15 protein-coding genes are annotated in these 23228 nt (G+C 44.6%); 9 read left to right on the top strand and 6 right to left on the bottom strand.

The window, feature by feature from the left end; translation table 11 throughout:
* Positions 1-592 precede the first annotated feature (592 nt).
* The 5 genes from ABD796_RS08405 (at position 593) to ABD796_RS08385 (ending at position 6143) form a co-directional block, all read left to right on the top strand.
* On the top strand, positions 593-856 hold the full coding sequence (locus tag ABD796_RS08405; protein ID WP_344906305.1) for a twin-arginine translocase TatA/TatE family subunit: 264 nt from the start codon (positions 593-595) through the stop codon (positions 854-856).
* A gap of 93 nt (positions 857-949) precedes the next feature.
* The gene (gene tatC / locus ABD796_RS08400) at positions 950-1744 is read left to right on the top strand and encodes a twin-arginine translocase subunit TatC (protein WP_379116454.1); all 795 of its coding nucleotides are present in this window, start codon (positions 950-952) and stop codon (positions 1742-1744) included.
* Positions 1745-2066: 322 nt separating this feature from the next.
* Entirely contained in the window at positions 2067-2348 is a 282-nt protein-coding gene (groES, locus tag ABD796_RS08395; protein ID WP_190930411.1) for a co-chaperone GroES, read from the top strand.
* 114 nt (positions 2349-2462) lie between these two features.
* On the top strand, positions 2463-4094 hold the full coding sequence (groL, locus tag ABD796_RS08390) for a chaperonin GroEL (protein ID WP_344905785.1): 1632 nt from the start codon (positions 2463-2465) through the stop codon (positions 4092-4094).
* 972 nt (positions 4095-5066) lie between these two features.
* Entirely contained in the window at positions 5067-6143 is a 1077-nt protein-coding gene (locus ABD796_RS08385; protein ID WP_344906299.1) for an acyltransferase family protein, read from the top strand.
* 490 nt (positions 6144-6633) lie between these two features.
* On the opposite strand, the gene ABD796_RS08380 is transcribed toward ABD796_RS08385, so the two are convergent.
* The 6 genes from ABD796_RS08380 to ABD796_RS08355 form a co-directional block, all read right to left on the bottom strand.
* Positions 6634-8313: an S-layer homology domain-containing protein gene (locus tag ABD796_RS08380; RefSeq protein ID WP_344905783.1), complete on the bottom strand. Its 1680-nt coding sequence runs from the start codon at positions 8311-8313 to the stop codon at positions 6634-6636.
* A 177-nt stretch (positions 8314-8490) separates the two neighbouring features.
* Positions 8491-10089, bottom strand: a complete 1599-nt coding sequence (locus tag ABD796_RS08375) for an S-layer homology domain-containing protein (RefSeq protein WP_344905780.1) — start codon at positions 10087-10089, stop codon at positions 8491-8493.
* 307 nt (positions 10090-10396) lie between these two features.
* Positions 10397-12796, bottom strand: a complete 2400-nt coding sequence (locus ABD796_RS08370) for an S-layer homology domain-containing protein (RefSeq protein ID WP_344905776.1) — start codon at positions 12794-12796, stop codon at positions 10397-10399.
* Positions 12797-12940: 144 nt separating this feature from the next.
* Positions 12941-15424, bottom strand: coding sequence for an O-antigen ligase family protein (locus tag ABD796_RS08365; protein WP_344905772.1), 2484 nt, complete (start codon positions 15422-15424; stop codon positions 12941-12943).
* A 103-nt stretch (positions 15425-15527) separates the two neighbouring features.
* Positions 15528-16613 (bottom strand): glycosyltransferase, encoded by a 1086-nt coding sequence (locus ABD796_RS08360; protein ID WP_344905769.1) that lies wholly within the window; start codon positions 16611-16613, stop codon positions 15528-15530.
* Positions 16614-16637: 24 nt separating this feature from the next.
* On the bottom strand, positions 16638-17780 hold the full coding sequence (locus ABD796_RS08355) for a glycosyltransferase family 4 protein (protein ID WP_344905766.1): 1143 nt from the start codon (positions 17778-17780) through the stop codon (positions 16638-16640).
* Between the two features lie 740 nt (positions 17781-18520).
* Here ABD796_RS08355 and ABD796_RS08350 point away from each other — a divergent pair.
* From ABD796_RS08350 to ABD796_RS08335, 4 genes are read left to right on the top strand one after another with little or no spacing between them, the layout of a single operon-like run.
* The gene (locus tag ABD796_RS08350) at positions 18521-19597 is read left to right on the top strand and encodes a mannose-1-phosphate guanylyltransferase (RefSeq protein ID WP_344905763.1); all 1077 of its coding nucleotides are present in this window, start codon (positions 18521-18523) and stop codon (positions 19595-19597) included.
* A gap of 23 nt (positions 19598-19620) precedes the next feature.
* Positions 19621-20406, top strand: coding sequence for an ABC transporter permease (locus ABD796_RS08345; protein ID WP_344905760.1), 786 nt, complete (start codon positions 19621-19623; stop codon positions 20404-20406).
* The gene (locus ABD796_RS08340) at positions 20403-21632 is read left to right on the top strand and encodes an ABC transporter ATP-binding protein (RefSeq protein ID WP_344905757.1); all 1230 of its coding nucleotides are present in this window, start codon (positions 20403-20405) and stop codon (positions 21630-21632) included. Before ABD796_RS08345 ends, ABD796_RS08340 begins: the two co-directional genes overlap by 4 nt.
* 12 nt (positions 21633-21644) lie before the next feature.
* Positions 21645-23213, top strand: coding sequence for a methyltransferase domain-containing protein (locus ABD796_RS08335; protein ID WP_344905754.1), 1569 nt, complete (start codon positions 21645-21647; stop codon positions 23211-23213).
* Positions 23214-23228 lie beyond the last annotated feature (15 nt).

The raw sequence follows: 23228 nt of genomic DNA, 5'->3' as shown, positions 1-23228 counted from the left end.
CTGACCGAAGCTGCCCTTCCCTCCGTATTGCCGCACCTGACCGAGTCGCATTAATGGGATTTCGAACTTCAGTCGCAAGTCCAAGCTGGATCGTGGACGAGTATTAGAAAACGGTCAAGCCGAGGCTAGTCGCGTCGGAAGTATGAAATGGGAGAAGGTCCCATAGCGGTGAAACCTTTCCGAACATTGCGCTCCGTCTTCATTGTAATCGGCTGCGAAGTGTATAATGGTTAGGTCCAGGATTTGAACTTACCCGTTAATTCAGGAGAAGAGGCGGCCGTCATCGATTCGGTGCCATCGGACTGCGGCCCTTCTGCAAGACGGGGCAAACCTGCCGCTCGGGATCCGCTGATTTAATCATTGATTCTGGTTACGGGAGGGATGTCCGTCGATCCGGACGACCGGACACCGGGCGCCATCAACAAACGGGAATGCGGATTGCCGGCTCCGGCGCGGAACAATGTCCGGCTGCTCGCCGGCCCGTTAGCGCGATATGCTGTTTATCCGGCTTGCCCGGAGCTTAATGCAGGACCGCGAGACTGTATTGTGGTGCAGCCGCGCCCGCCAATATAATGATCAGGAGGAATGAATGATGCCTAATATCGGCGCAACAGGTTTTATTTTAATTATTTTGGTCGCTTTGCTTTTGTTCGGACCTAGCAAGCTTCCCGAGCTTGGCCGCGCTTTCGGCCGTACGCTCCGCGAGTTCAAGAACGGCGCCAAAGAAATTATGGAGGACGACTCCGAACGCAAAGAAGTGCAGCGCGCGGAAGCCGCTAAGCTGGACACCGCCAAAGCGGAACCGGCACCTTCCGTACAAACCGCGCAAAGCAGCGACAAGCGTTTGCCGGAGTAAGCAAGTTTCCGCGGCTCGGGCTGCTGAGCGGTCAGTGGAGTACTCTGCAGCCGTGCGTGTTCGCAGCCCCCTATTGGTACCGCTATATGAACGATGAGGTTGGTGAAGTTGGTGCAAGAACAAACGGCATCCTTGGTTGAACATCTGACCGAGCTCCGCAAGAGACTGATCTGGGTCGTCGTCGTGCTGGTTGTGGCAATGATCGGGGGCTTCTTCGTAGCCAAACCGATCCTCCTCTACTTGATGCATGCGGAGCCGGCTTCGAGCATCATTTCATTGAATACGTTTTCTCCGTGGGACGCGATTCGGCTATATATGCAATTTTCTTTTGCTATCGGTCTGGTCGTAACGCTTCCGTTCACGCTGACGCAAATTTGGCTGTTCGTGAAGCCGGGCTTGATGCCGCATGAACAGAAAGCTACGTTGCGCTACATTCCCGGAGCCGTGTTCCTGTTTTTGCTTGGACTATCGTTCGCGTATTTTATTATTTTCCCGATGGCCTTTTATTTCACTTCCTCGGTGACCAAAAGCTTGAGTTTGACCGAAACGTACGGGGCCGCGCAATACTTTACGTTCATGTTCAATATCTTGCTGCCGATGGCGCTTTTGTTCGAGCTTCCGGTTGTCGTCATGTTTCTGACGAAGCTAAGAATTCTTAACCCGATCCGGCTCAAGAAGCTGCGCCGCTATGCGTATTTGATCCTAGTCGTGATCGCGACGATCGTCACTCCGCCGGATCTTATTTCGGATATTCTCGTGGCGATTCCTATGATTCTGTTGTATGAGATCAGCATCGTACTGTCCGCACGTATTTATAAGGTTCAGCAGGAGCGGGACAAGCAATGGCTGGGCGAGGCGGACGACGGCGGACTGACCGGCGCCAAATAATGCAAGGTCTGCGCCGGTTTGAGCGCAGACCTTTTTTGTCGAAAGCATGCATATTTCGACACGAGATAGCGACAGCCGATAAGGCCTGAAAGCGGGAAACCGTTTAACCGATCTTTCATCGTATAGAACGCAGCGGAACGGGAGAAGCTAGCTTTCGTGTGAAAAAAGGGCAGCGATTAAAATTTTATGAAATCCGGCAAAACTACTTGCAATGACGCATCGAAATGTTTATGATAAGTATTGTTATTAGCACTAACCACATACGAGTGCTAACAGACCCTCTAAAAACCAAACCACTTTATTCAAAGGAGGCAGTTTTCTCATGATCAAACCGTTGGGTGATCGCGTAGTTCTTGAACCTATTGCCAAGGAGGAGACTACGGCTAGTGGTATCGTATTGCCGGATACGGCAAAAGAAAAGCCGCAAGAAGGCAAAATCGTTGCTGTTGGCAGCGGCCACGTGAAAGACGGACAACGCATTGCGCTTGAAGTCAAAGAAGGCGACCGCGTCCTGTTCTCCAAATATGCCGGCACCGAAGTGAAATTCGAGGGCAAAGAACTGCTCATCTTGCGCGAAAGCGACATCCTGGCTGTATTGGCGTAAGGAAACGTTTCGTTTTCTTAACGTTGCCGTACAACCGGTAAACTATACTTAAGCAATTCCTGGCAACACTTCGCAAGCTGTACCCAATCCAAAAATTCGGGAGGTATCCGATACATGGCTAAGGAAATCAAGTTCAGTGAAGACGCTCGCAGAGCGATGCTCCGCGGTGTGGACGCATTGGCTAACGCGGTAAAAGTGACGCTCGGACCGAAAGGCCGCAACGTCGTGCTGGAGAAAAAATTCGGCAGCCCGCTTATTACGAACGACGGCGTAACGATCGCCAAAGAAATCGAGCTGGAAGACGCATTCGAGAACATGGGTGCTCAGCTCGTTAAAGAAGTCGCTACGAAGACGAACGACGTTGCAGGCGACGGCACGACGACCGCTACCGTTCTGGCTCAAGCGATGATCCGCGAAGGCTTGAAAAACGTAACGGCCGGCGCTAACCCGATGGTCATCCGCAAGGGGATCGAGAAGGCAGTTAGAACCGCTGTTGAAGAGCTTCAAAAGATCTCCAAGCCGATCGAAGGCAAGCAATCCATCGCTCAAGTTGCGGCTATTTCCGCAGCTGACGAAGAGCTGGGCCAACTGATCGCAGAAGCTATGGAAAAAGTCGGCAACGACGGCGTCGTTACCGTTGAAGAATCGAAAGGCTTCGTAACCGAATTGGAAGTCGTCGAAGGCATGCAGTTCGACCGCGGCTACCTTTCCGCCTACATGGTTAACGATACCGACAAGATGGAAGCTGTTCTGGACAACCCGTACATTCTGATCACCGACAAGAAAATCTCCAGCATTCAAGAGATTTTGCCGGTATTGGAGAAAGTGGTTCAATCCGGACGTCAGCTGCTGATCATCGCTGAAGACGTAGACGGCGAAGCTTTGGCGACTCTCGTGGTCAACAAGCTGCGCGGTACGTTCACTTGCGTTGCTGTTAAAGCTCCTGGCTTCGGCGACCGCCGCAAAGCTATGCTGGGCGACATCGCCGCTCTGACGGGCGGTCAAGTGATTACGGAAGAGCTTGGTCTGGACCTGAAATCGACTACGGTCGACTCGCTCGGCAGCGCGCGTCAAATCCGCGTTTCCAAAGAAAACACCATCGTCGTTGACGGCGCTGGCGACAAGAAGGACATCGGCACTCGCGTTTCTCAAATTCGTGCGCAGCTCGAAGAGACGACTTCCGATTTCGACAAAGAAAAATTGCAAGAGCGTCTGGCTAAGCTGTCCGGCGGCGTTGCCGTTATCAAAGTCGGCGCAGCTACGGAAACCGAACTGAAAGAGCGCAAACTGCGCATCGAAGACGCCCTGAACTCCACGCGTGCTGCTGTGGAAGAAGGTATCGTCTCCGGCGGCGGTACGGCCCTCGTGAACGTATATAACGCAGTATCCGCGGTAAATGCTAACGGCGACGAGCAAACGGGCGTAAACATCGTTCTGCGCGCTCTGGAAGAGCCGATCCGCATCATCGCTACGAATGCTGGCCAAGAAGGCTCTGTTATCGTAGACCGCATCAAAAAAGAAGCAGCAGGCATCGGCTACAACGCCGCTACCGGCGAATGGGTAAACATGTTCCAAGCGGGCATCGTCGACCCGACTAAGGTTACGCGTTCGGCATTGCAAAACGCCGCTTCCGTCGCTGCTATGTTCCTGACGACCGAAGCCGTTATCGCCGACAAACCGGAAAAAGACAAGGCTCCTGCTATGCCTGACATGGGCGGCATGGGTGGCATGGGTGGTATGATGTAATATAGGCTGAAAAGCCTGTAGCATCAAGGTATTTACCCCCAACGCTTCAGCAAAGAGCACATTGATTGATTTTATAAGCCTCTCATAAGTTCACTGAACTTTTGGGAGGCTTATTTCTTTTTGTGTTTCGTTATTAAGAAATAGACGTGTCGTCATTTATGTGACATAATCGATTCATTATTTTCGTGCAGTTCGGCTCGGGCCTCATAAAGTAACGAAACGATCATTGCGCCAGAAAATCGAATCGGACCGCTTGAAGGGAATGTTTTTAGCGGATTTAGTGATTCGTTTGTTGTTGGTTTACAAAATGTAATTGTTTCAAATGGTATTGTCACAGTAGTGAATTAGTATGGTATAATTTTACCGCAAACGACGCGTGTGATGGGTTAATTAAGTTTGAATTCATGGGTGCAACGACTACCTGTAACAGACAGACCGGCGACTGCTGCCTATCCAGTGCGGCACGGGAATGCCCGGGGATCGAGTAATGCCGCACGAACCGACCCGTCCGTCGTACTGTAGAGGCAGCAGTAGTCAGCGGCTCACTCGGCTTTAGCGCATTTGGCAAGCGCGTAATACAAATGACATGCCTGTCTACATGCGTATTCGACCTGGTTTTGCTCTATTGCATGATTCAACTTGGACTGCAGGTGGAGGCAGCCAAGCTGTTAAGATGTTGACGAACTGTGTCGGTGCTCTCGTTGAAGGCAGGGGTTTGAACGTTGGAGAATAAAAGGGTTCGGATGAACTCTACCGTCCGAGGCACTCCGAGAGAAAATGACAAGCACCCTGATTCCTTAGCCTTAGCAACGTGTTTGATTAGGGAAGGAGAAAACCTTCAGGTCCACATGTAAATTGCACCAGTTAATATATATTCAAATTGCAAGGACATTTAACGAAATGCGTATAAAACATAGTGTTAATATGTAAAATGAGTTCAAATTACACGAAAGCTGAGGGTAACCATTGAGTGTGAAACATATTAATAGATTATTGCCTCTGGACTCGTTAAGAGGATTAGCAGCTCTAGGTGTTGCTTTTTTCTGGCACTATCAACATTTCATTTCTATAGAATCAGCACCTTTCAGAAAAGTTGGTTACTGGTTTTATCACTTCGGATGGAATTTGGTGGATCTATTTTTTGTACTATCCGGTTTTATCTTCATGCATGTCTATTCACAAAGAATTAAGGAAAAAAGAATCTCTTTTAAGGAGTACGGAATCCTACGTTTAAGTAGACTATATCCTCTACATATTGTTACTTTAGTTATAGTATCAATAATACAATTCATCAGAAGTCTTGAGTTAAATAACTTTTTTATTTATCAGTATAATGATGTATATCATTTTGTATTAAATATTTTCTTTTTGCAGCACGGATGGTTTGATTATGGTTTTTCATTTAATGCACCAACATGGTCAATTTCAGTTGAAATTGTCGCATATATTTTATTATTTATTGTTTTGTTTAAATTCCCAACAAGTTATAATTATTTACTCGTAACAATAATATTAATAGGTTTATCTATTACAAAAATGAAGCTGAGTTTGCCTCTACTGAACGATGGGATGGGAAGGGTGTTTATTGGTTTTTTTGTTGGGTGCTGTACGTTTGAAGTAAACAAATTATTGAACTCTCAAAGATTAAAGAAACTAGCGGCATGTATAAGCTTATTTTTGCTAGTTGTACTTTTCATAATTGGTTTTTTTATTGGTCATTACGCTTTGGGTAACTGGCCTATAGTTTATACTGTTGTAGTATTTCCATTAATTGTAATTATGGTATTGAATCTAAAGTTTTTGACACGGATTCTATCTTTAAAGCCAATAACATATTTAGGCGATATTTCTTATTCGATATATTTATGGCATTTTCCAGTTCAACTCTTGATCAAAACGACAGATGATATCTTAAAATTAAGTCTTGATTATTCTTCTCGAGTTGTATACTTGAGCATTGTAATTATTACATTAGTTGTTTCTTCTTTATCGCATGAGTTTTTTGAAAAGCCTGTGTTGAAATTTCTTAGAAAAACTAAAAAAACTTGAATTTCGAAAGACAGCCCATAAGATCAAGATATTTGATTCGTTTCCAGGAGTAGCGTCCAGCGAAGTCCATCATCAGTTTAAGCACTACAGATCAGTCATGCTGAATGAGATTCGCAGCACACTGGAAGATTTCCAGACGGAGTCGGGCAAGGGCATGTTGTACAAATTGGATCAATGGATGGAAGCGAAATTTAAAAATGCTGATTACTTTGTGATGTGATACTATCTCATCGCTCAACGCCTATGCAGTGTAACGGGTTGTAAGAGCCTACATCGACAAGTACAACCAATGCAGCCTCAACAGTTGATAGCTTGTACGCAAGACCAATTGAACATCGTCAACACAGCCATTAATTCAATCTGCCAAAATACTAAACCGTGGGAAGAACTGAGCTTATTTTTTGAAAAGAGTGTCCGACAACTGAGCTCATTACAACGTGTTAACGAATAGCAGGCCTATGCGCATGATACGCATAGGCCTGCTCGATTATTAATCAATAAAGCGTACCGAAGTCAGAACCCGTTTCAGCATGGCAACCGTCTGGGCGCGTGTGGCCGTCGAATCGGTCTCCAGCGTATGGGTGCTCATTCCTTCCATAAAGCCGGCAGATATCGCCTTGGCGACTTCAGTGTGGCCCCATACGATCTCATTCGCATCGTAGTAGTCAGAGAGCAGCTTCGCTTGCTCGGAAGCGTCGACCGTTACGCGTCCGCCTGCATAATTGTAGGCTCTGACGATAATAGCGGCCAGCTCTTCGCGAGTAATCGGCGCGTTCGGACGGAACGTATCGTCTTCGTATCCGTCTATAAGGCCGGCTTTCGCTGCAGCCCCAACCATGCCGGAATACCAGCTGCTCAGTCCCACATCGCTGAAGTAGGTGCCATCCGTCACGTCCACCAGTCCAAACGAACGTGTAGCCAAAGCTACAAATTCAGCCCGAGTGAGCGGACGGTCGGGTTGGAAGGTCGTGTCTGTCATGCCTTCGACGATAAGCTTATTGGTGAGCAGCTCGATATCGTTTTTAGCCCAATGTCCGGAAATATCGTTGTAAGAGTTATTCAGTTCCAAGACTGTGTAGATGCTGTTGCCGGTGCGCCAGAACGTTGCTTTACTATCGCTCGCAGAAATGGAGCCTGGCACGAAGCTCAGCCGTTTGGTATCCGGATTGTACAAAGCGATTGTAGCAGATTGCGTCGGTGTCTCCGTCAATGGGATGATTCGTTTGACATATTGATCGAAGTTGGCAATGTTTTTCTTGGCACCGCCCGTTCCTTCGATCGCAAAAGTCATCTCATATGCGGCGGAAAGCGGTTTGCCGTCCAGTTGTTGGATAGCTACCTTGACTGCGGAAGCCGCATCTCCGGACAGCTCCTGGATACCGACATGAATCTTCATTGCGTTTACATCGGTTTCAACCTGACTTGCCAGATCCGATAGAGAGAAGGCGGATAACGGCAGTATGTAAGAGCCGTTACGGGTTACAATGTTCAAGATAGAATTCGGTTTGGCGTAGGAGATACCGGCGGCTGGAATCGCAACCGAATCGCCATCCACCTTGATGGTAACTTCGGTATACTTGTCTAAAGCTGCCTTCAACTGTTCGGCATCTACCGTACCGTTAACCGCATTCAGCGTATCGGTGACATCGCCGGTTTGGCCGGAACCGCTGCCGCCGGAACCGCCGCCGCTCGATCCGCCACCATTCGTGCTGCCGTCACTGGAGCCCGGGCTTCCACTGCCGCCGCCCCCAGAATTTCCACCGTTGCCTTCCTCAGGATCGGTGTTGGAATCGTCGGATTGGCGGTAAATCAGACCGGTTACATCGGTAGCGCCATATTTGAAATATACGGCGTCGTAAACGGAATGAAGCACCGTGTCGTCCGGCAACGAGTAGTTCGATGCACCGTCCGCGTAAGAAGCAAAGGTCACGGTTACATCCTGCAGGTGCTGTCCGTTAGCGTTGTATACCCCCAGCGTCACATTTTGCTGACCGTATACCTCTTGGCCGACCGTTCCATCGAAACGGAGTTGGCCTGTGATGCTGCCGTTACTGGCGTATGTACCGCTGAATACGAGTGCGGCTGAAGCCAATACGGGAACGAGCATGGATAAGAGTATAGCGATAAGTAAAAATACAGAAGTTTTCTTCATGAACTTGTTTGTGGACAATGCATCCTCGCTCCTTTTGCACTCATTTTTCATCTCGCTTGCTCACCTCCCCTCAACGTTCATCCTCTACCCATTAACCAGCGTTAAATTGTTCGAAACAGGGGATCACGCTTATAGGCAGAAAAAAATGAAAACCTTGCTTCCAACAGGAAGACAAGGTTTTCATCCGGTTCGAATTTACGGGTTCGTGAAGTTTACTTTTACCAGGAAACGCTTCAGCATGGCAGCTGTTTGCGCTCTTGTTGCTTGTCCGTACGTTTCCAGCGTGCTGTCCGTCATGCCGTCCATCAGTCCGGCTTGGATAGCCTTGGCGACTTCAAGTTGTCCCCAGACGATCTTGTTGGCATCGGCCCATTTGGATAAAATGTCGTTCTGCGTGGAAGCCGTAACGCTCGATTCACCACCTGCATACTCAAAGGATCTGACGATCATTGCAGCCAGCTCTTCGCGGCTAATCGCAGCGTTCGGACGGAACGTTCCGTCTTCATAGCCTTCGATCAAGCCGGCTTTGGCAGCGGCGTTAACGACGCCGGTGTACCAGCTATCCGAACCTACGTCGCTGAACGTAGATGTACCATTGACGAGGTTCAGACCGAGCGAACGGACGACGAGAGCGGCAAACTCGGCGCGGGTGATGTTGCGGTTCGGCTCGAATGTCGTGTCCGTTACGCCATCAACGATCAACTTGCTTGCCAACAGCTCGATATCAGCTTGACCCCAATGGGACTGGATGTCGTTGAACGATTTGTTCAACTCGATCACCGTGTAGATGCTGTTGCCATTCCGCCAAAACTCGGCTTCGGTCGAAGAGACAAGGCTCGGGACGAAGCTGAGCGTTTTCGTATCGGCATTGTACAGAGCGACAGTCGCCGTTTTCTTGGCTTCTTCGGTCAAAGGCAGCTTGCGCTTCACATAGCGGTCGAAGTTCGAGATATCGGCTTTTTTGCCGTCCTTGCCCTCTACGCCAATGGTGAAGTCTACAGCATCGGCGAGAGACTTCGCGCCTGCGGCCGTAACGGCAGCAGCCACTGCATCCGCATCTGCTCCTGTAAGCTTGTGAATGCCGATATTCAGCTTAAGATCCTCCACATCGGATTCAACCGAGGTGGCCAAAGCCTTAAAGTCGAATGCGGCTAGCGGTAAAATGTAAGCACCATGATCCGTCACGATGTTCAGGATCGCGCCTTCCTTGGCGTTCAGCAGACCGGCTACCGGAATCGATAAGGTATCGCCGGATACTTTGATCGTTACTTCGGTATAGGAAGCAAGAGCGTTTTTCAATTCGCTTTCGCTAACCGATCCGTTGAAAGCAGTGATCGTGCTGCCGCTGCTCGACCCGCCACCACCACCACCGCCGCCACCGCAATAGGTGCAGCCGGTAGGAGGTGCCGATTGACGATACACATTGGAAGTTACGCTCGAAACCGCGCCATCGTCATACCCGAAATAGACGGCATCATAAACGGAGTTAATCACGGTGCCAGGAACTGTATAGTAGGATTTACCATCGCTGTAAGACGCGTAAGTGACGGTTACAACACTGATAAATTCTCCGTTTTTGCCGTATACGGATAAGGTGACATCGTCGCCATTCTTGGCATAAACGGCATCCCCCACTTCACCGTCAAAATAAACCTGTCCGGATACGGTACCGCCGGAAGTAAAGGTACCGTTGAAATACATGGCCGCAGAGGCCAATACAGGAACAAGCATAGACAAGAGCAATAAAGCGATAACAAATCCGGATGTTTTTTTCACCAACCTATGTTTCGACAAGCGTCTCCCACTCCTTTCCTTACTCTTTATCTCTTGAGGGACTGGCTCTCTCATATCTGGGATCCACCTCCTTTCTGGAGACTGCCATATTCATATTACCCTAGCTATATAGGTTCGAAACGATAGAGAGAATATGAGGGGGTTGGAAGAAAAAAACATTTTCTATTTTTTTATAAAGCTATAGTCATAAAATGGGAGGGGGGTACGAAGATCTGTAAGGAAAGTAGAGATATAAGTGTCTACCTATGTAGAAAACCCCCGCTTTCCGTGAAGGAAAGACGAGGGTTTTGGGTAAGACAGATTAAGCTTAGTTGATGAAATTTACTTTCGACAAGAAGCGTTTCAGCATCGTTGCCGCTTGAGCGCGAGTAGCTTGTCCGTCGGTTACCAAAGTCGTATCGGTCATACCGTTCAACAAACCGGAAGACAGGGCGATAGCAACTTCTTTTTGACCCCAAACGATGTTTTTGGCATCGCTGTAGGTGGACAATGCTTTAGCGATTGCAGCGCTGTCGATGGCTGTTTTTCCGCCAGCATACTCGTAAGCGCGGACAACCATAGCAGCCAGCTCTTCGCGAGTAATTTGCGCTTGCGGACGGAACGAACCGTCTTCGTAGCCGTTAACGATGCCAGCTTGTGCAGCGGCACCTACAACGCCTGCGAACCAGTCAACGGACTTCACGTCGTTGAACTTGGCCGTGCCGGAAACCGGGGACAAACCAAGGGAACGAACGACCAGTGCTGCGAATTCTGCACGGGTGATGTTACGGTCTGCTTGGAACGTCGTGTCGGTAACGCCGTCGATAATCAGCTTGCCAGCCAATTGCTCGATGTCGGCTTTAGCCCAGTGAGTCGCGATATCCGAGAACGATTTGCTGTGCTCGATAACCGTGTACACGCTGTTGCCTTTTTTCCAGAACGTTGCTTCCTTATCGGAAATCGATGCAGGTACGAAGCTGAACGTTTGAGTCGTCGGATCGAACAGAACTACCGTTGCGTTTTTGGAAGAAGCCGTCAAAGGAAGAACGCGTTTCACATACGAGTTAAAAGTCGTGATTTCCTTTTTCTTGCCGTCTTTGCCTTCAAACGTGATGCTGAAGTCAACCGCTTCGGAGATCGCCTTGCCGCCTGCTTTTTTCACAGCGTCTGCAACAGGCTTTGCTGCATCGCCAGAAAGTTTCTTGACGTTAACTGTGAACTTCAAGTCGTTAACGGTCGTGCCAAGCTCTTTAGCCAGAGCTTCGAAATCAAACGTCGACAATGGCAGTACATAAGTACCGTTATCCGATTTGATCGTCAAAGTCGAACCGGCTTTCTTCGCAGCATCTACAAGCGCGGATGCCGGTACGGAAACCGTATCTCCTTTAACAACCAGCGTAACTTCGGTTTTGTTAGCAAAAGCGTTTTTCAACGTCGTTGCGTCCACTTGACCGTTCGTCACACTGATCGAGCCGTCAGAGTTGGTAGTGGTGCCGGTCGAACCGCCAGGACCAGAACCGCCAGAGCCAATGCTTCCGCCACCGATGCTTCTCGTCGTAACGGAAACAGTCAACGGCGTCGTGTTTTCATTGCCCAAGGAATCGATCGCATAGACGCTGAAGTTGTAGCTCGTGCTGGAAGACAGGCCGGTAACGTTGTAAGTTACTGCGGTTACCGTGTTCAACAGATTAGAGCCTTGGTACACTTTATAGCTGACTGTGTTGGCATCCGTTGCAGCAGTCCAGTTCAATGTCAACGTTGTTTGATTGACATTGGTTGCCGTCAGCGATTTGTTGGCCAGCCATACTGGTGCGGTGGTGTCCTTTACTGCATTAACCGTCACATTGACTTGTTTCGAAATACCGCCGTAGGTGACAGTAATGGAAGTTGTACCAGGAGCAACAGCAGTAACTACACCGGTAGTGCTCACATCAGCAATTGCAGAGTCGCCAGAAGTGTAGGACGAGTCAGCCGTTACGTCGCGAGTAGTGTTATCCGAATAGGAAGCTGTCACAGCTGTCTGATGCGACTGGCCAATGTCAAGGGCATAGGAGCCGCTATCAACATTGATTGAATCCAAGGTTGCTGGTTGTTGAGGCGCATTAACCGTCACATTGACTTGTTTCGAAATACCGCCGTAGGTGGCAGTAATGACAGTAGTACCTGGAGCAACAGCAGTAACTAAACCGGCAGTGCTCACAGAAGCAATTGCAGGGTCACCAGAAACAACATAAGATGAATCAGAAGTTACGGTGCGAGTAGTCTCATCCGAGTAGGAAGCTGTTACAACCGTCTGATGCGACTGGCCGACATCGAGAGAATAGGTCTCACTGTCAACAGCAACGGATGTTAATGTCGCCTGATAACCCGGATTCACAAGATACTCTATAGTGTCGCTCGGCAGTTCTTTAAGGCCAATTTTGTAAAGATCAACTGGAGACACTGGTTGCGAAGCATTAATACTGTATTCATACAGCTTGGTCACAGTATTGTATGTAACATACGATGTTGTGAGTTGGCCACCTGTAGAAGTACCGTTCAAGTTGTAAACATACAAGGTAACTCCAGTTTCATTGTATGTTTGAGTATAGACAGAACCCGACACATTTTTACCATCAAACTTAGCATCGTATTGTGCTGCAAATGCAAGTATTGGTACTAATGCGGACAAAAGCATTAAGCTAACCAATAAACTGGAAACTTTTTTCATAAGGGCCGGTTTCGACATATGTATCCTCCTCCTTTCTCTAGTACTTTTAGATGAATTCTCAGGAACCATAGTAGTGGGGTTCACCTCCTCCGATTATCTATTGTACCGGATGGAAGAAGTTTTGGAAATATCTAATATTTGAAAAAAACGAAAAGCCGCGCATTATGGCGCGGCTTTCAGCAATTTGTCGATTTCAACCCTTTCATTGGCATTTTTGGCAATCAATTTGTTATACAGGTCCAAATCGGACTTTCCTTGCTTCATAATAGAGGCCAGGTACAGACGAACTAGAAGTTGCGTATTGGCCTCATCGATATTACCGCCTATCGAACCTTTCAATATATCCTCTGCAGTATTAAACTCCCCGCGACTGAAATAAACTTGAGCTGCCGATGAGAGAATGGGAGGAGTAAGCGCAAATGCTGCTCCTTGCATTTGTCCCTTCGGCAAAGTTTCCAGGTGCTTCACTTTTTCTTTAACCATGTCGTAAGCCTGAATGACTTTCTCGCTGTATTGGTTGGCAGCAGCGTTGTTTGAAGCACGTGCCTGATCATAAAGAGCTAAATTAATAGTAGCGCTGCGCTCATACAAAGAATTATCCCAAGGAAACTGCTCAAGCCCTTGAGCGACGAGATTGGCAATCTTGGTAACGTCATTTTTCATGGTATACAACTGCAATTGTTGGCTAAACAGTATTTTGTTGTTTTTTTCATTAAGTGCTGTTTTATCGAGCAACTGAATGGCTTCATTGAACATATTCTCGTCTTTATTTTGCGTGTATAGCTGAGTCAGAAATCCGACTTTGGTGGATACGTAGTCAGGATGATTCGGTTGAAGCTCCAAAGCTCTGTTGAGCGGCGTCATAATATCCTGCAGCGGCTTTTGCGAACCGGCATTTTTTAAGGAAAGTGAAAACTTGCTATTGGCATTAAATTGAATAGCCGCGATCACAAAGGTAGTAATGGCTACAACTCCAAGAAGGACCGGATAGGAAATTCGCGCTTTGGCCAGAAAAGGGCGATTTGCCCAAGAAAGCTCCTCATTAGATATTCCCGCAGCCATTCCGCCCAAACATAGATAGACGAGAGCGGCGATAAATCCATAACTCATTTCAAAGTCGATTGTACTATGAATAAGTAGAGACAACGCGACTATATAAAAAACGAATTTGGCTGATCGTGCAGCCTCGTTGCCTTTCACGTAACTGCGAATATATTGGTAGAATACATAAATCAAAAACACGGCCAAGATAAGGATTCCCAATGTTCCGGATTCGATCCAAAACTGGAGGAAGAAGTTGTGGGCCTGCCTGCTTGTATAAGGGTTGTTCTGGTACTTCTCGTACAAAGCGGCCCAACCGCCGCCACCAGCACCTAGCACCGGATAGTCTCCAATTAATTTGAACGCATCCTTGTAAAAAGTAACGCGCTCCAAAACGCTGTGCTGCTCAAAGTTAATGTTGTCAATCCGCTGCTCTAGAGTATCGGGGAGAAGCTTCCGGATAGGTGAGTCTCCGAACAACACATAGGCCCCAATCAATCCGACTACAAGTGCAATTACGGGCAACAGAAACGCTGAGTATTTGAAAGATAGCCACGAAATGGTTTTATCCAGAAACCGCAGCCCCAAAAACTTGTGAAATAACGTAACAATAGCAGCCAGTCCCAAAGTGGCGATAAGGACATACATCCAACCCTCTAGTACTTTGGAGTCGGATAAACCAAGTAGGGTTACACTTCCGGATGGCGTTCTTGTAGCCAAAACCCGTTTTACGATATCGTTGCCGATTGCATCCATCCGATCCGTTATCAACAGAGAGGCTAGAACTGCTGCCAATAAGTAACCTAGAAACAAAATTTGCTTTTTGAGAGTGCTGAACGGCAGGATGAGCAACAGAATTATAGGAAGAATGACAAGTCCGCCACGAGACAAAGTAAGGAAAAACGATAACAGTATCGGAACCAGCATGACGCTATGCAGTGCGATGGAATACCATTTACGCGAATTCACTAACAAGTAAAGACCGGCAAATAGCAAAGCCATGAGGAAAGCTGCATACGCATTAGCGTATTGAAACACCGAAGTCATCCGCATGCCTTGGTCGGTAAGCATGACTCCGTCTCTGGAGTAAGCATTGCCCAGTAAGTTCAGTATTCCATAAACAACTACGGCATATCCGCTAGTCATAATCGAGTTAATCAAAATGCTGTTGCCAATAGGGTTTCGTGTTAAGTAAATACCCAGAACGAAAAAGGTGGCATACAGCACCTGCAGCAGCACCATTTTCATTGACAAATGAGCCGATGCGGCAGAAAATGAAGACAAGACATAGGCCAAAGGAATCAGCCAAACCAACAAGGAAAGCAGGTCATAGCGGGTTTTTAATGACCAACGCTGGAAAAAATAGACCGCAGCCAACATGAGAATGACAGAGCTCCATAAAACGGCTGTAATGATCGGTCGTTCGAAGGAGTTGACTACATAAGCTTGGTTGGATTCTCCGTTAAAGAGCGCAGTTTGAAATGCTGAGAAAAACAAAAAGAAAACGACGAAAAATAAAGTGAGCCAGTAGATCATCGATGTCGTCTCAGAAGTCGCCAAATGGGTCTTAGGATTCTTGTTTTTACCATACACTGGTTTACTCATGCTTGTATAATAACCTCGTTTCTGTTCTCCTTTTTACGACATCAATTTTAACAGAGGAGGCACATAATTGAAAGGCGAAAGAAATGATGGATAATTTTAATCTTTACTTCCTCATTAATTGATCGATGCACACTTTTATTTCTTTTTTAAACCGTTCCTCGTTAAACTTGTCAGCGTGGGTTCTGATCTGCAATGGATCAAATCTCACATTCTGAAATCGAAGAAGAGCGCTTATGAGACTGTCTACGGATGGTTCATTAAAAAATAGCCCAGTAGATTCGGCTACTACAGTCTCAAGCGCGCCTCCTTTGCCGAACGCAATAACAGGTTTACCATGTGCTTGAGCTTCCAAAGGGGTAATGCCGAAGTCTTCTTCCCCAGCCAGAATGAAAGCTTTGCATTTTGCGTAATGCTCATGAATGATTTGATCGGACTGATAACCGAGGAGTTTCACGGTAGGGCCGGCCAACTTTTCCAATCTGCCCTTGTCATAGCCATCACCAATGATCACTAATGGCCAGTTCAACTTGTTAAAGGCTTCGATAACCAAATCAATCCTTTTATAAGGAATCAGTCTCGAAACAATAAGAAAAAAATCCTCATTTGTGGTTGCAGCACTAGGTTTGGCAAAGGAGACTGGCGGATGCACAACCGTACTTTCGCGGTTGTAATATTTGCGTATACGGGCCGAAACATTATGAGAGTTGCTTATATAATGATCGGGCCTTTGCGAACTGACTCGGTCCCAAATTCTGATTTTATGAAGAATACGGGGTAAGGCCATCGAAAAAAATGGATTGGTGATTTCCTCCAAGTACTGATGATATAAGTCCCATACATAACGCATTGGCGTATGGCAATAACAAATATGAAGTTGATTGGGATTAGTTAATACTCCTTTTACAAAAGCGCTTGAAGAACTTAGAACAAGGTCGTATCCTCTCAAATCCATTTGCTCCACAGCCAGAGGGAACAGGCTAAGCATTTTTTTATAATGATTTTTAGAGAAAGGGATGTTCTGTATAAACGATGTACGAACATCGGCTTGTCTAAACCGTTCCGGCATTTTTTCCAGGTTGGCAATCAGCGTGTAAACAGGCGCTTCCGGGAACATGTTCATAAAGACTTCAAGTACTCGTTCCGCTCCCCCGTGCTGATTGAGATAGTCGTGTACTAACGCGATTCGCATATCACACCAACTTTCAAATTTCTATTAGTTGAGCATTTTCTCGTATAATGTTTTTGTCTCATGTGCAGTTTTTTTCCAACTAAAATTTGTAGCACGTTGAAGTGATAATTTTTTATAACCATTTTTTTGTTCTTCGTTTGAAAGTAGCGTGCAAATGTTAGTAGCCCATTGTTCGTAATCATCGTGTGGAAGTAAGATTCCATTAGTATCAATTATTTCACAAATGGATGAATTATTTGATCCAATAACCGGGGTTCCGCATTGCATTGCTTCAAGAATAGGTAATCCAAATCCTTCATAGAGGGATGGCATCAAAAAAACATCTGCCCCATTATATATTGCAGGCAAGTCTTCATCTTCAACAAAACCTGTGAATATAACCTTTTTTTCTAGCCCATTATTTTTAACCCACTCAAAAATAGGGTTATATTTCCATCCCTTCGCTCCAACAATAACTAATTTATGCGGGAAATTGCAATTTTTATTTAGTAGAAGAAAGGATTCAAGTAAACAAATTAAATTCTTACGGGGTTCTAGTGTTCCTACAAATAACAAGTATTGATCTGGGAGTTGATACTTATTTAGCACTCTATGAACAGCATCTTTATCAATAGGGCGAAATCGTGCTTCAGCAGCGAGGTAAATAACTTCAATTTTTTCTTCTGGCACGTGAAGTAAATTCATAATGTCGTTTTTTGTATGAGAGGAAACGGCAATTATTTTAGTAGCTTGTTGGGCAGAGTATGGAACCCAATTGCTGTGATGACGGTATATTTTTTCGTTAGTTGTTTCTGGATAAATCATGTAGGCCAGATCGTGAATTGTAATAACTGTCTTTTTATTAGTGGAAGGAATGTGGGTGAAATTCGTTCCATGAAAAATAGTCGATTCTTTTTCGCAAAAAAAGTCAAAGGGAATATTATATAGAAAATTCGGAGTTGTCATCCTTCGTATTATTTTATAGGGATACCTCGAATTATAGTATTGAGTATTGTCTCTAATCTTAATTGGTAATTTATCCAGGGTAACATTTTTAGAAATTCGATTAAAAAAAAGAATCAACTCATTATCATTGTAATTTAGTAAATTATCGTATAGATTACGAATATAATTTGAAATACCAGAAACAGCCCCAAGGAGGGGCTGAGCGTCTATAAAGATATTCATCTGTTTATTTTCCTCTCATAAATAAAAATTAATCAAACGAAAGATTTGTCTAAAGCAGCTAAGCTGCTTCGCGAAAGAATTTGTTATATAGATGCTGAATCCCGACCGTAAGGATCGTCGCAGTCCGATACATTCCTGCTGCTTATTTGTTCGGCCTCCTAGTCGCTAGATCGCTGCGATAGATCGTTAGCAACCTTCTCTTTACTAAAAGAATTAGTGCAACGGAATAAACATATCTGGGCAGGATGCCTCGAAAATGTTATCTGTTTTTAGAGACTTCGATGTCAAAGCTGAAGGTAAAAATGAGAATTATCACGCGATCAATACTTACAAGAGGTATCCTACTTCATGATAGAGCATCACTTGTATTGAATCAACTGTAAAAAATAAAGCTGGGATTCCAAGGGACATCATTCCGTAATTAATTGGCTTAAACGACTCGTCTGTTCCAGCTCGCCCTAACCCTTCGTCTTATGAAAGAAAAGAGAGACTAACAGCAGAAACGACTATTAGTAGGGGGATTTTTCTCTCCTAATTTAAAATATTAAGTTGAGTGGATTGTAATTTCAAAAAAAAGTAATAATTGACTTAATAATAGAAATAAATTCCGGAAGTACTTGAAGAGTCCAGTTCTTATTGGCGTAAGAATTTATTGGTGTTATAATGATTTGAGTTAAGGGAATGTCGAGAAATGGAATATCATGTTGTCGTTGTAAAATCATCTTTAGGAGGATGCGAAATTGACTTTAATAGCAGTCATAATGGCCGGGGGCAAAGGAGAACGATTTTGGCCAAAAAGCAGAACGAAACTGCCAAAGCAGTTTTTAAATATTGCCGGAAATAAATCGATGATTCAGCAAACTGTTGAAAGGCTAGAAAGATCGATTCCTGTTCATCAGATTATTGTAGTAACCAACGAGTTGTATGCAGAACTTATCCATGTACAAATTCCTCATCTGCCAATTAATAATATAATTATTGAACCTGTTGGTCGTAACACGGCACCATGTGTCGGATTAGCATCTATTATAATAGAAGACCGTTATCCGGATAGTACGATGGTCGTTTTACCGTCTGATCATGTCATTAAAGATGAACAAGAATTTACGAATATCCTCCTTGCGGCAACCAAAGTGAGTTATAGAGACGGCAATTTGGTTACCTTGGGAATTACTCCAACTTATCCCGAGACAGGATATGGCTACATCGAGAGTACGAAAGAAGTAGAACTGGTAGACAACATGCCAGTTTATAAGGTTAATAGATTTGTGGAAAAGCCGGACTTACCTACGGCAGAGCAATATTTTGAAAATGGGAATTTTTACTGGAACAGTGGGATATTTATTTGGAAGACGGCGACTATTCGTGGGTATATTCAGAGTTTGCTTCCGGATGTTCATGATATACTTGAAACGATGAAAAAGGACTTTCATAATCGAGATCAGAACGAAGTGATTAAATCTGAGTTTCCTAGAATGCCTGATCAATCCATTGATTACGGAATAATGGAGAAAGTAGAGAATATTTATGTTATTCCAAGCATATTGGGTTGGGACGACGTGGGAAGTTGGACTGCACTCGAACGAATAAATGAGTTAGACGATCATGGTAATGTGATAAAGGGCAATGTGCTTAATCTAGATACGAAACGATGCATTATAGACGGCAATGAAAAGCTGATCGCTACATTAGGAATAGAAGATATGATTATTATCGATACAGAAGACGTTACGCTAATCTGTTCAAAGGATAAGGCCCAAGAAGTTAAAAACATCATAAAAGTGATGAAAAATCAGAAGATGGAGAAATACCTGTAAGAAAGTCGGAAAGTGAGGAAGCTATGATACACGCAATCTGGAATTATCGCAACTTTATTCTAGGAATGGTCAGGCGTGATTTCAAGTCTCGTTATCTTAACTCGATATTAGGTTCAAGTTGGGCCGTGCTAAATCCACTTGCCACTATTATCGTGTATACGGTTATTTTTTCACAAGTGATGAAATCGAGATTGCCTGGAGTCGATGATACGCTAGCATATAGTATATACTTATGTGCAGGTTTGATACCTTGGCAGTATTTTACTGAAACACTTCAACGGACAATGACGGTGTTTTTAGATAACAGTAATATTATTAAGAAAGTGAGTTTTCCTAAAGGTACACTCCCTATTTTCGTTTTATTGTCTACTACTATTAATTTCATAATAATGTACGTGATTTTTTTGGTATTTCTTTTTATTATTGGAAGGCCTCCAGGGGTTGAAATATTAGGAGTTATCCCTCTGTTAATTGCACAGCAATTTATTGCAGTAGGTCTGGGTGTTTTTGTCGGATCGATTAATGTGTTTTTTAGAGATGCTGGACAGGTTATGGGGATTGTTCTTCAGTTTTGGTTTTGGCTTACACCGATCGTCTATTCCATTCAAATACTCCCGGATAAAATAAGGGCACTTTTTTCATTAAACATTTTAGCGCCAATCATAGAAGGGTATCAAAATCTCTATTTGCAGAAAACAATGCCGGGTTTAGGTGCTTTTTTAAGCGCTTTTGTGATTGGTATCGTATGTTTATTTGTTGGATTCATTGCTTTTAAAAAGCTAGGGAAAGAAATGGTTGATGAACTATGAGAATAAAACTCGATAATGTTGGGAAAAAGTACAAAGTTTTTAATGGGGCTTTTGCGAGAGTCATAGAATGGGTTATTGCAAAAAAAATGCATCGGGAAAAGTGGGTTCTGAGGAACTTAACGTTTGAGGTGGGGGAAGGGGAATCTTTAGGAATCATTGGCCATAATGGAGCTGGAAAAAGTACACTTCTAAAAATTCTTACTGGTGTATTGCCTCCTTCTGAAGGAAGTTTTTCTACTAGCGGCAGCATTGCTGCATTGCTCGAATTAGGCATGGGCTTTCATCCTGATTTTACAGGTATTCAAAACATCAGGATGTCTTTGCAATTAACAGGGGTAGATAATGAAAAAATTGATCGATTAATACCAGAAATTGAGGCGTTTGCTGAAATTGGTGATTATGTCAATCAACCACTTCGGACTTATTCGAGCGGGATGTCCGTAAGACTTGCCTTTGCAACGGCTACCGCAATTAGGCCGGATATCCTGATTGTGGATGAAGCACTTTCAGTAGGAGACGTTTATTTTCAGCATAAATGCTTTGATCGGATTAAAAAATTTAGAGAAGAAGGAACTACATTGCTTTTCGTTTCTCATGATCCCGGTGCAATCAAAAATTTGTGTGATAGAGCTATTTTACTCGATCAGGGTGTATTGGTTAAAGAAGGGACGCCAGAGGCTGTACTAGACTACTATAACGCAGTTGTTGCTCTTCGTGAAGTTGAATACAGTATTACTCAAAGTGTTGGAGAAAACAATCGGATCAATACACGCTCGGGCAGTGGAGAATTAACAATCACGAAGGTAGATATCGTTGACAAGAATGATCGCCTAGTTCATGCGATTCAGGTAGGGGAACGGATTCAAGTCAGAATCGCATTCCAATGCAGTAGAAAAATTGTTAATCCAACAGTCGGATTTGTTATCAAGGACCGTTTAGGGAACGCAATATTTGGAACGAACACTTACCAATTAAATGTGAATGCAGGTGAAGTTGAAGATGGGACAGAAGTGATTGTCTTGTTTTCTCTTTCGGCAAATATAGGGATGGGAACGTATAGCGTTACCGCAGCAATACATGAGGGACTAACACATATTTCAAAAAATTACGACTGGTGGGACCATGCATTTACTTTCCAGGTTATAAAAGGTCAAGAGCCAGCTTTTGACGGTACTATTTATTTACCCTCAAGTGCAACTTTCCATGTCTTCAATGAAAGCAGATAGGAAGTGAAAAAAATGAAGATTGAGTTCAACGATAAAGAAATTGATGTCAAAGATCTAATGCGTCAAATCAAAGCGAATTTGTCCAATCGTGGCTATAAGAAAGAAACATTTGAGTTGCCGCGTGAGAGCTCTTACAATTTTACTGATATTGAGGAACATCATTATATCTTAAATCGCATTTGGGGTTATTCCCCTGATTCCCCAATATTTTCGCATCGAAGATTTATTGGGAAAATTATTGTATTCTTCAAGAAAGTCATTAGAAAAATGCTTAGATGGTATATTAGCCCCATTGTAGAGAAACAGATCGATTTTAATGCAAATGCCGTACGAATGTTTAATAGTATGGTTGATTTGATGAAGCAAATGGAAAACTCAAGAAACAAAGACTCCGCAAGTATAAATATTAAAGAAATGCTTCAGGAGGTGGCGGCCGAGCGAGAACAGAATAACCAACAAACTGAACGGTATGAAATCCTTTTTGAACGTATCGATAAACTGGAAGAAGCGAATGAAGAGCTGACCCAGAAGTTGCAAGAAGCGAATGAAGAGCTGGCCCAGAAGTTGCAAGAAGCTCATAATGAAATGACAGAGCGAATGGTGTCGCTTCAAAACCAATGGGCAGAGCAAGCCCTTGACAGTGATCACCGGCTGGATGTTCTTCGGATGAATACAGAGCAGAATGACGAAAGGATTGCTCACGAACTTCGCAGCTCTTCGGATGTTCTCAGCTCCGAGTTGCGTGGAATACGGGAACAAACAAACCAATGGACATCCTCAGCTCGTATATCTGCCGAGCGGCTTCGGCGAATAGAGAGGAACGTGCGAAAAGTGAGCATGCTCCAAAGTACGTCTGTTTTGCCAACTGTTGAGGCAAACGATTCTGAGTCGCAAGAAGATTCACTGGATTTTGATTATTTTTTGTTTGAGGAATATTACAGAGGGACCCGAGAGCAAATTAAAGAAAAACAGAAGCACTATCTACAGTATTTTAACAATGGGTCCAAGGTTTTAGATTTGGGGTGTGGACGAGGAGAATTCACGGAGCTGCTCCTTGAGCAAGGAATTCTTGTAACCTCCGTAGATCTCAACGATGATATGGTTTCGTTTTGTCAAGAAAGAGGGTTTCCTATCATTCAATCCGATATTCTTAAATACCTTCGAACTATGGATGATGGCAGTGTTGATGGTATTTTTTTAAGCCATGTTATTGAACATTTAGGTACAGGGCAACTTATAGAACTCATCAAGCTATCGCATCAAAAGTTGAAACCGACAGGCTGGTTTATTGCAGAAACACCGAATCCTCAAACGATGTCAGTTTTTACACAAAGCTTTTATATGGATCCAACACATATAAAGCCAGTGCATCCACTTACATTAAAATTCATTTGCGAAACAGCAGGGTTTGTAAAAAGTGAAGTAAACTACATGTCTCCAAATGACGCCTATTTACAGCTGCCCAAATTGGAAGCTAATGGATTGCCTATTGGGAATCTAGATCTCTTTAATGAAACGATTGAACACTGGAACCGGATTATTTTCGGATGCCAAGACTACTACATCGCTTCTCAAAAATAACGGGGGTGAAAATGT

Origin of the sequence: Paenibacillus hodogayensis, from assembly GCF_039536325.1 — a bacterium.
GTDB lineage: Bacteria > Bacillota > Bacilli > Paenibacillales > NBRC-103111 > Paenibacillus_AB > Paenibacillus_AB hodogayensis.
The sequence above is the reverse complement of the archived record's forward strand: the minus strand, read 5'-3'. Positions and strand labels throughout refer to the sequence as shown.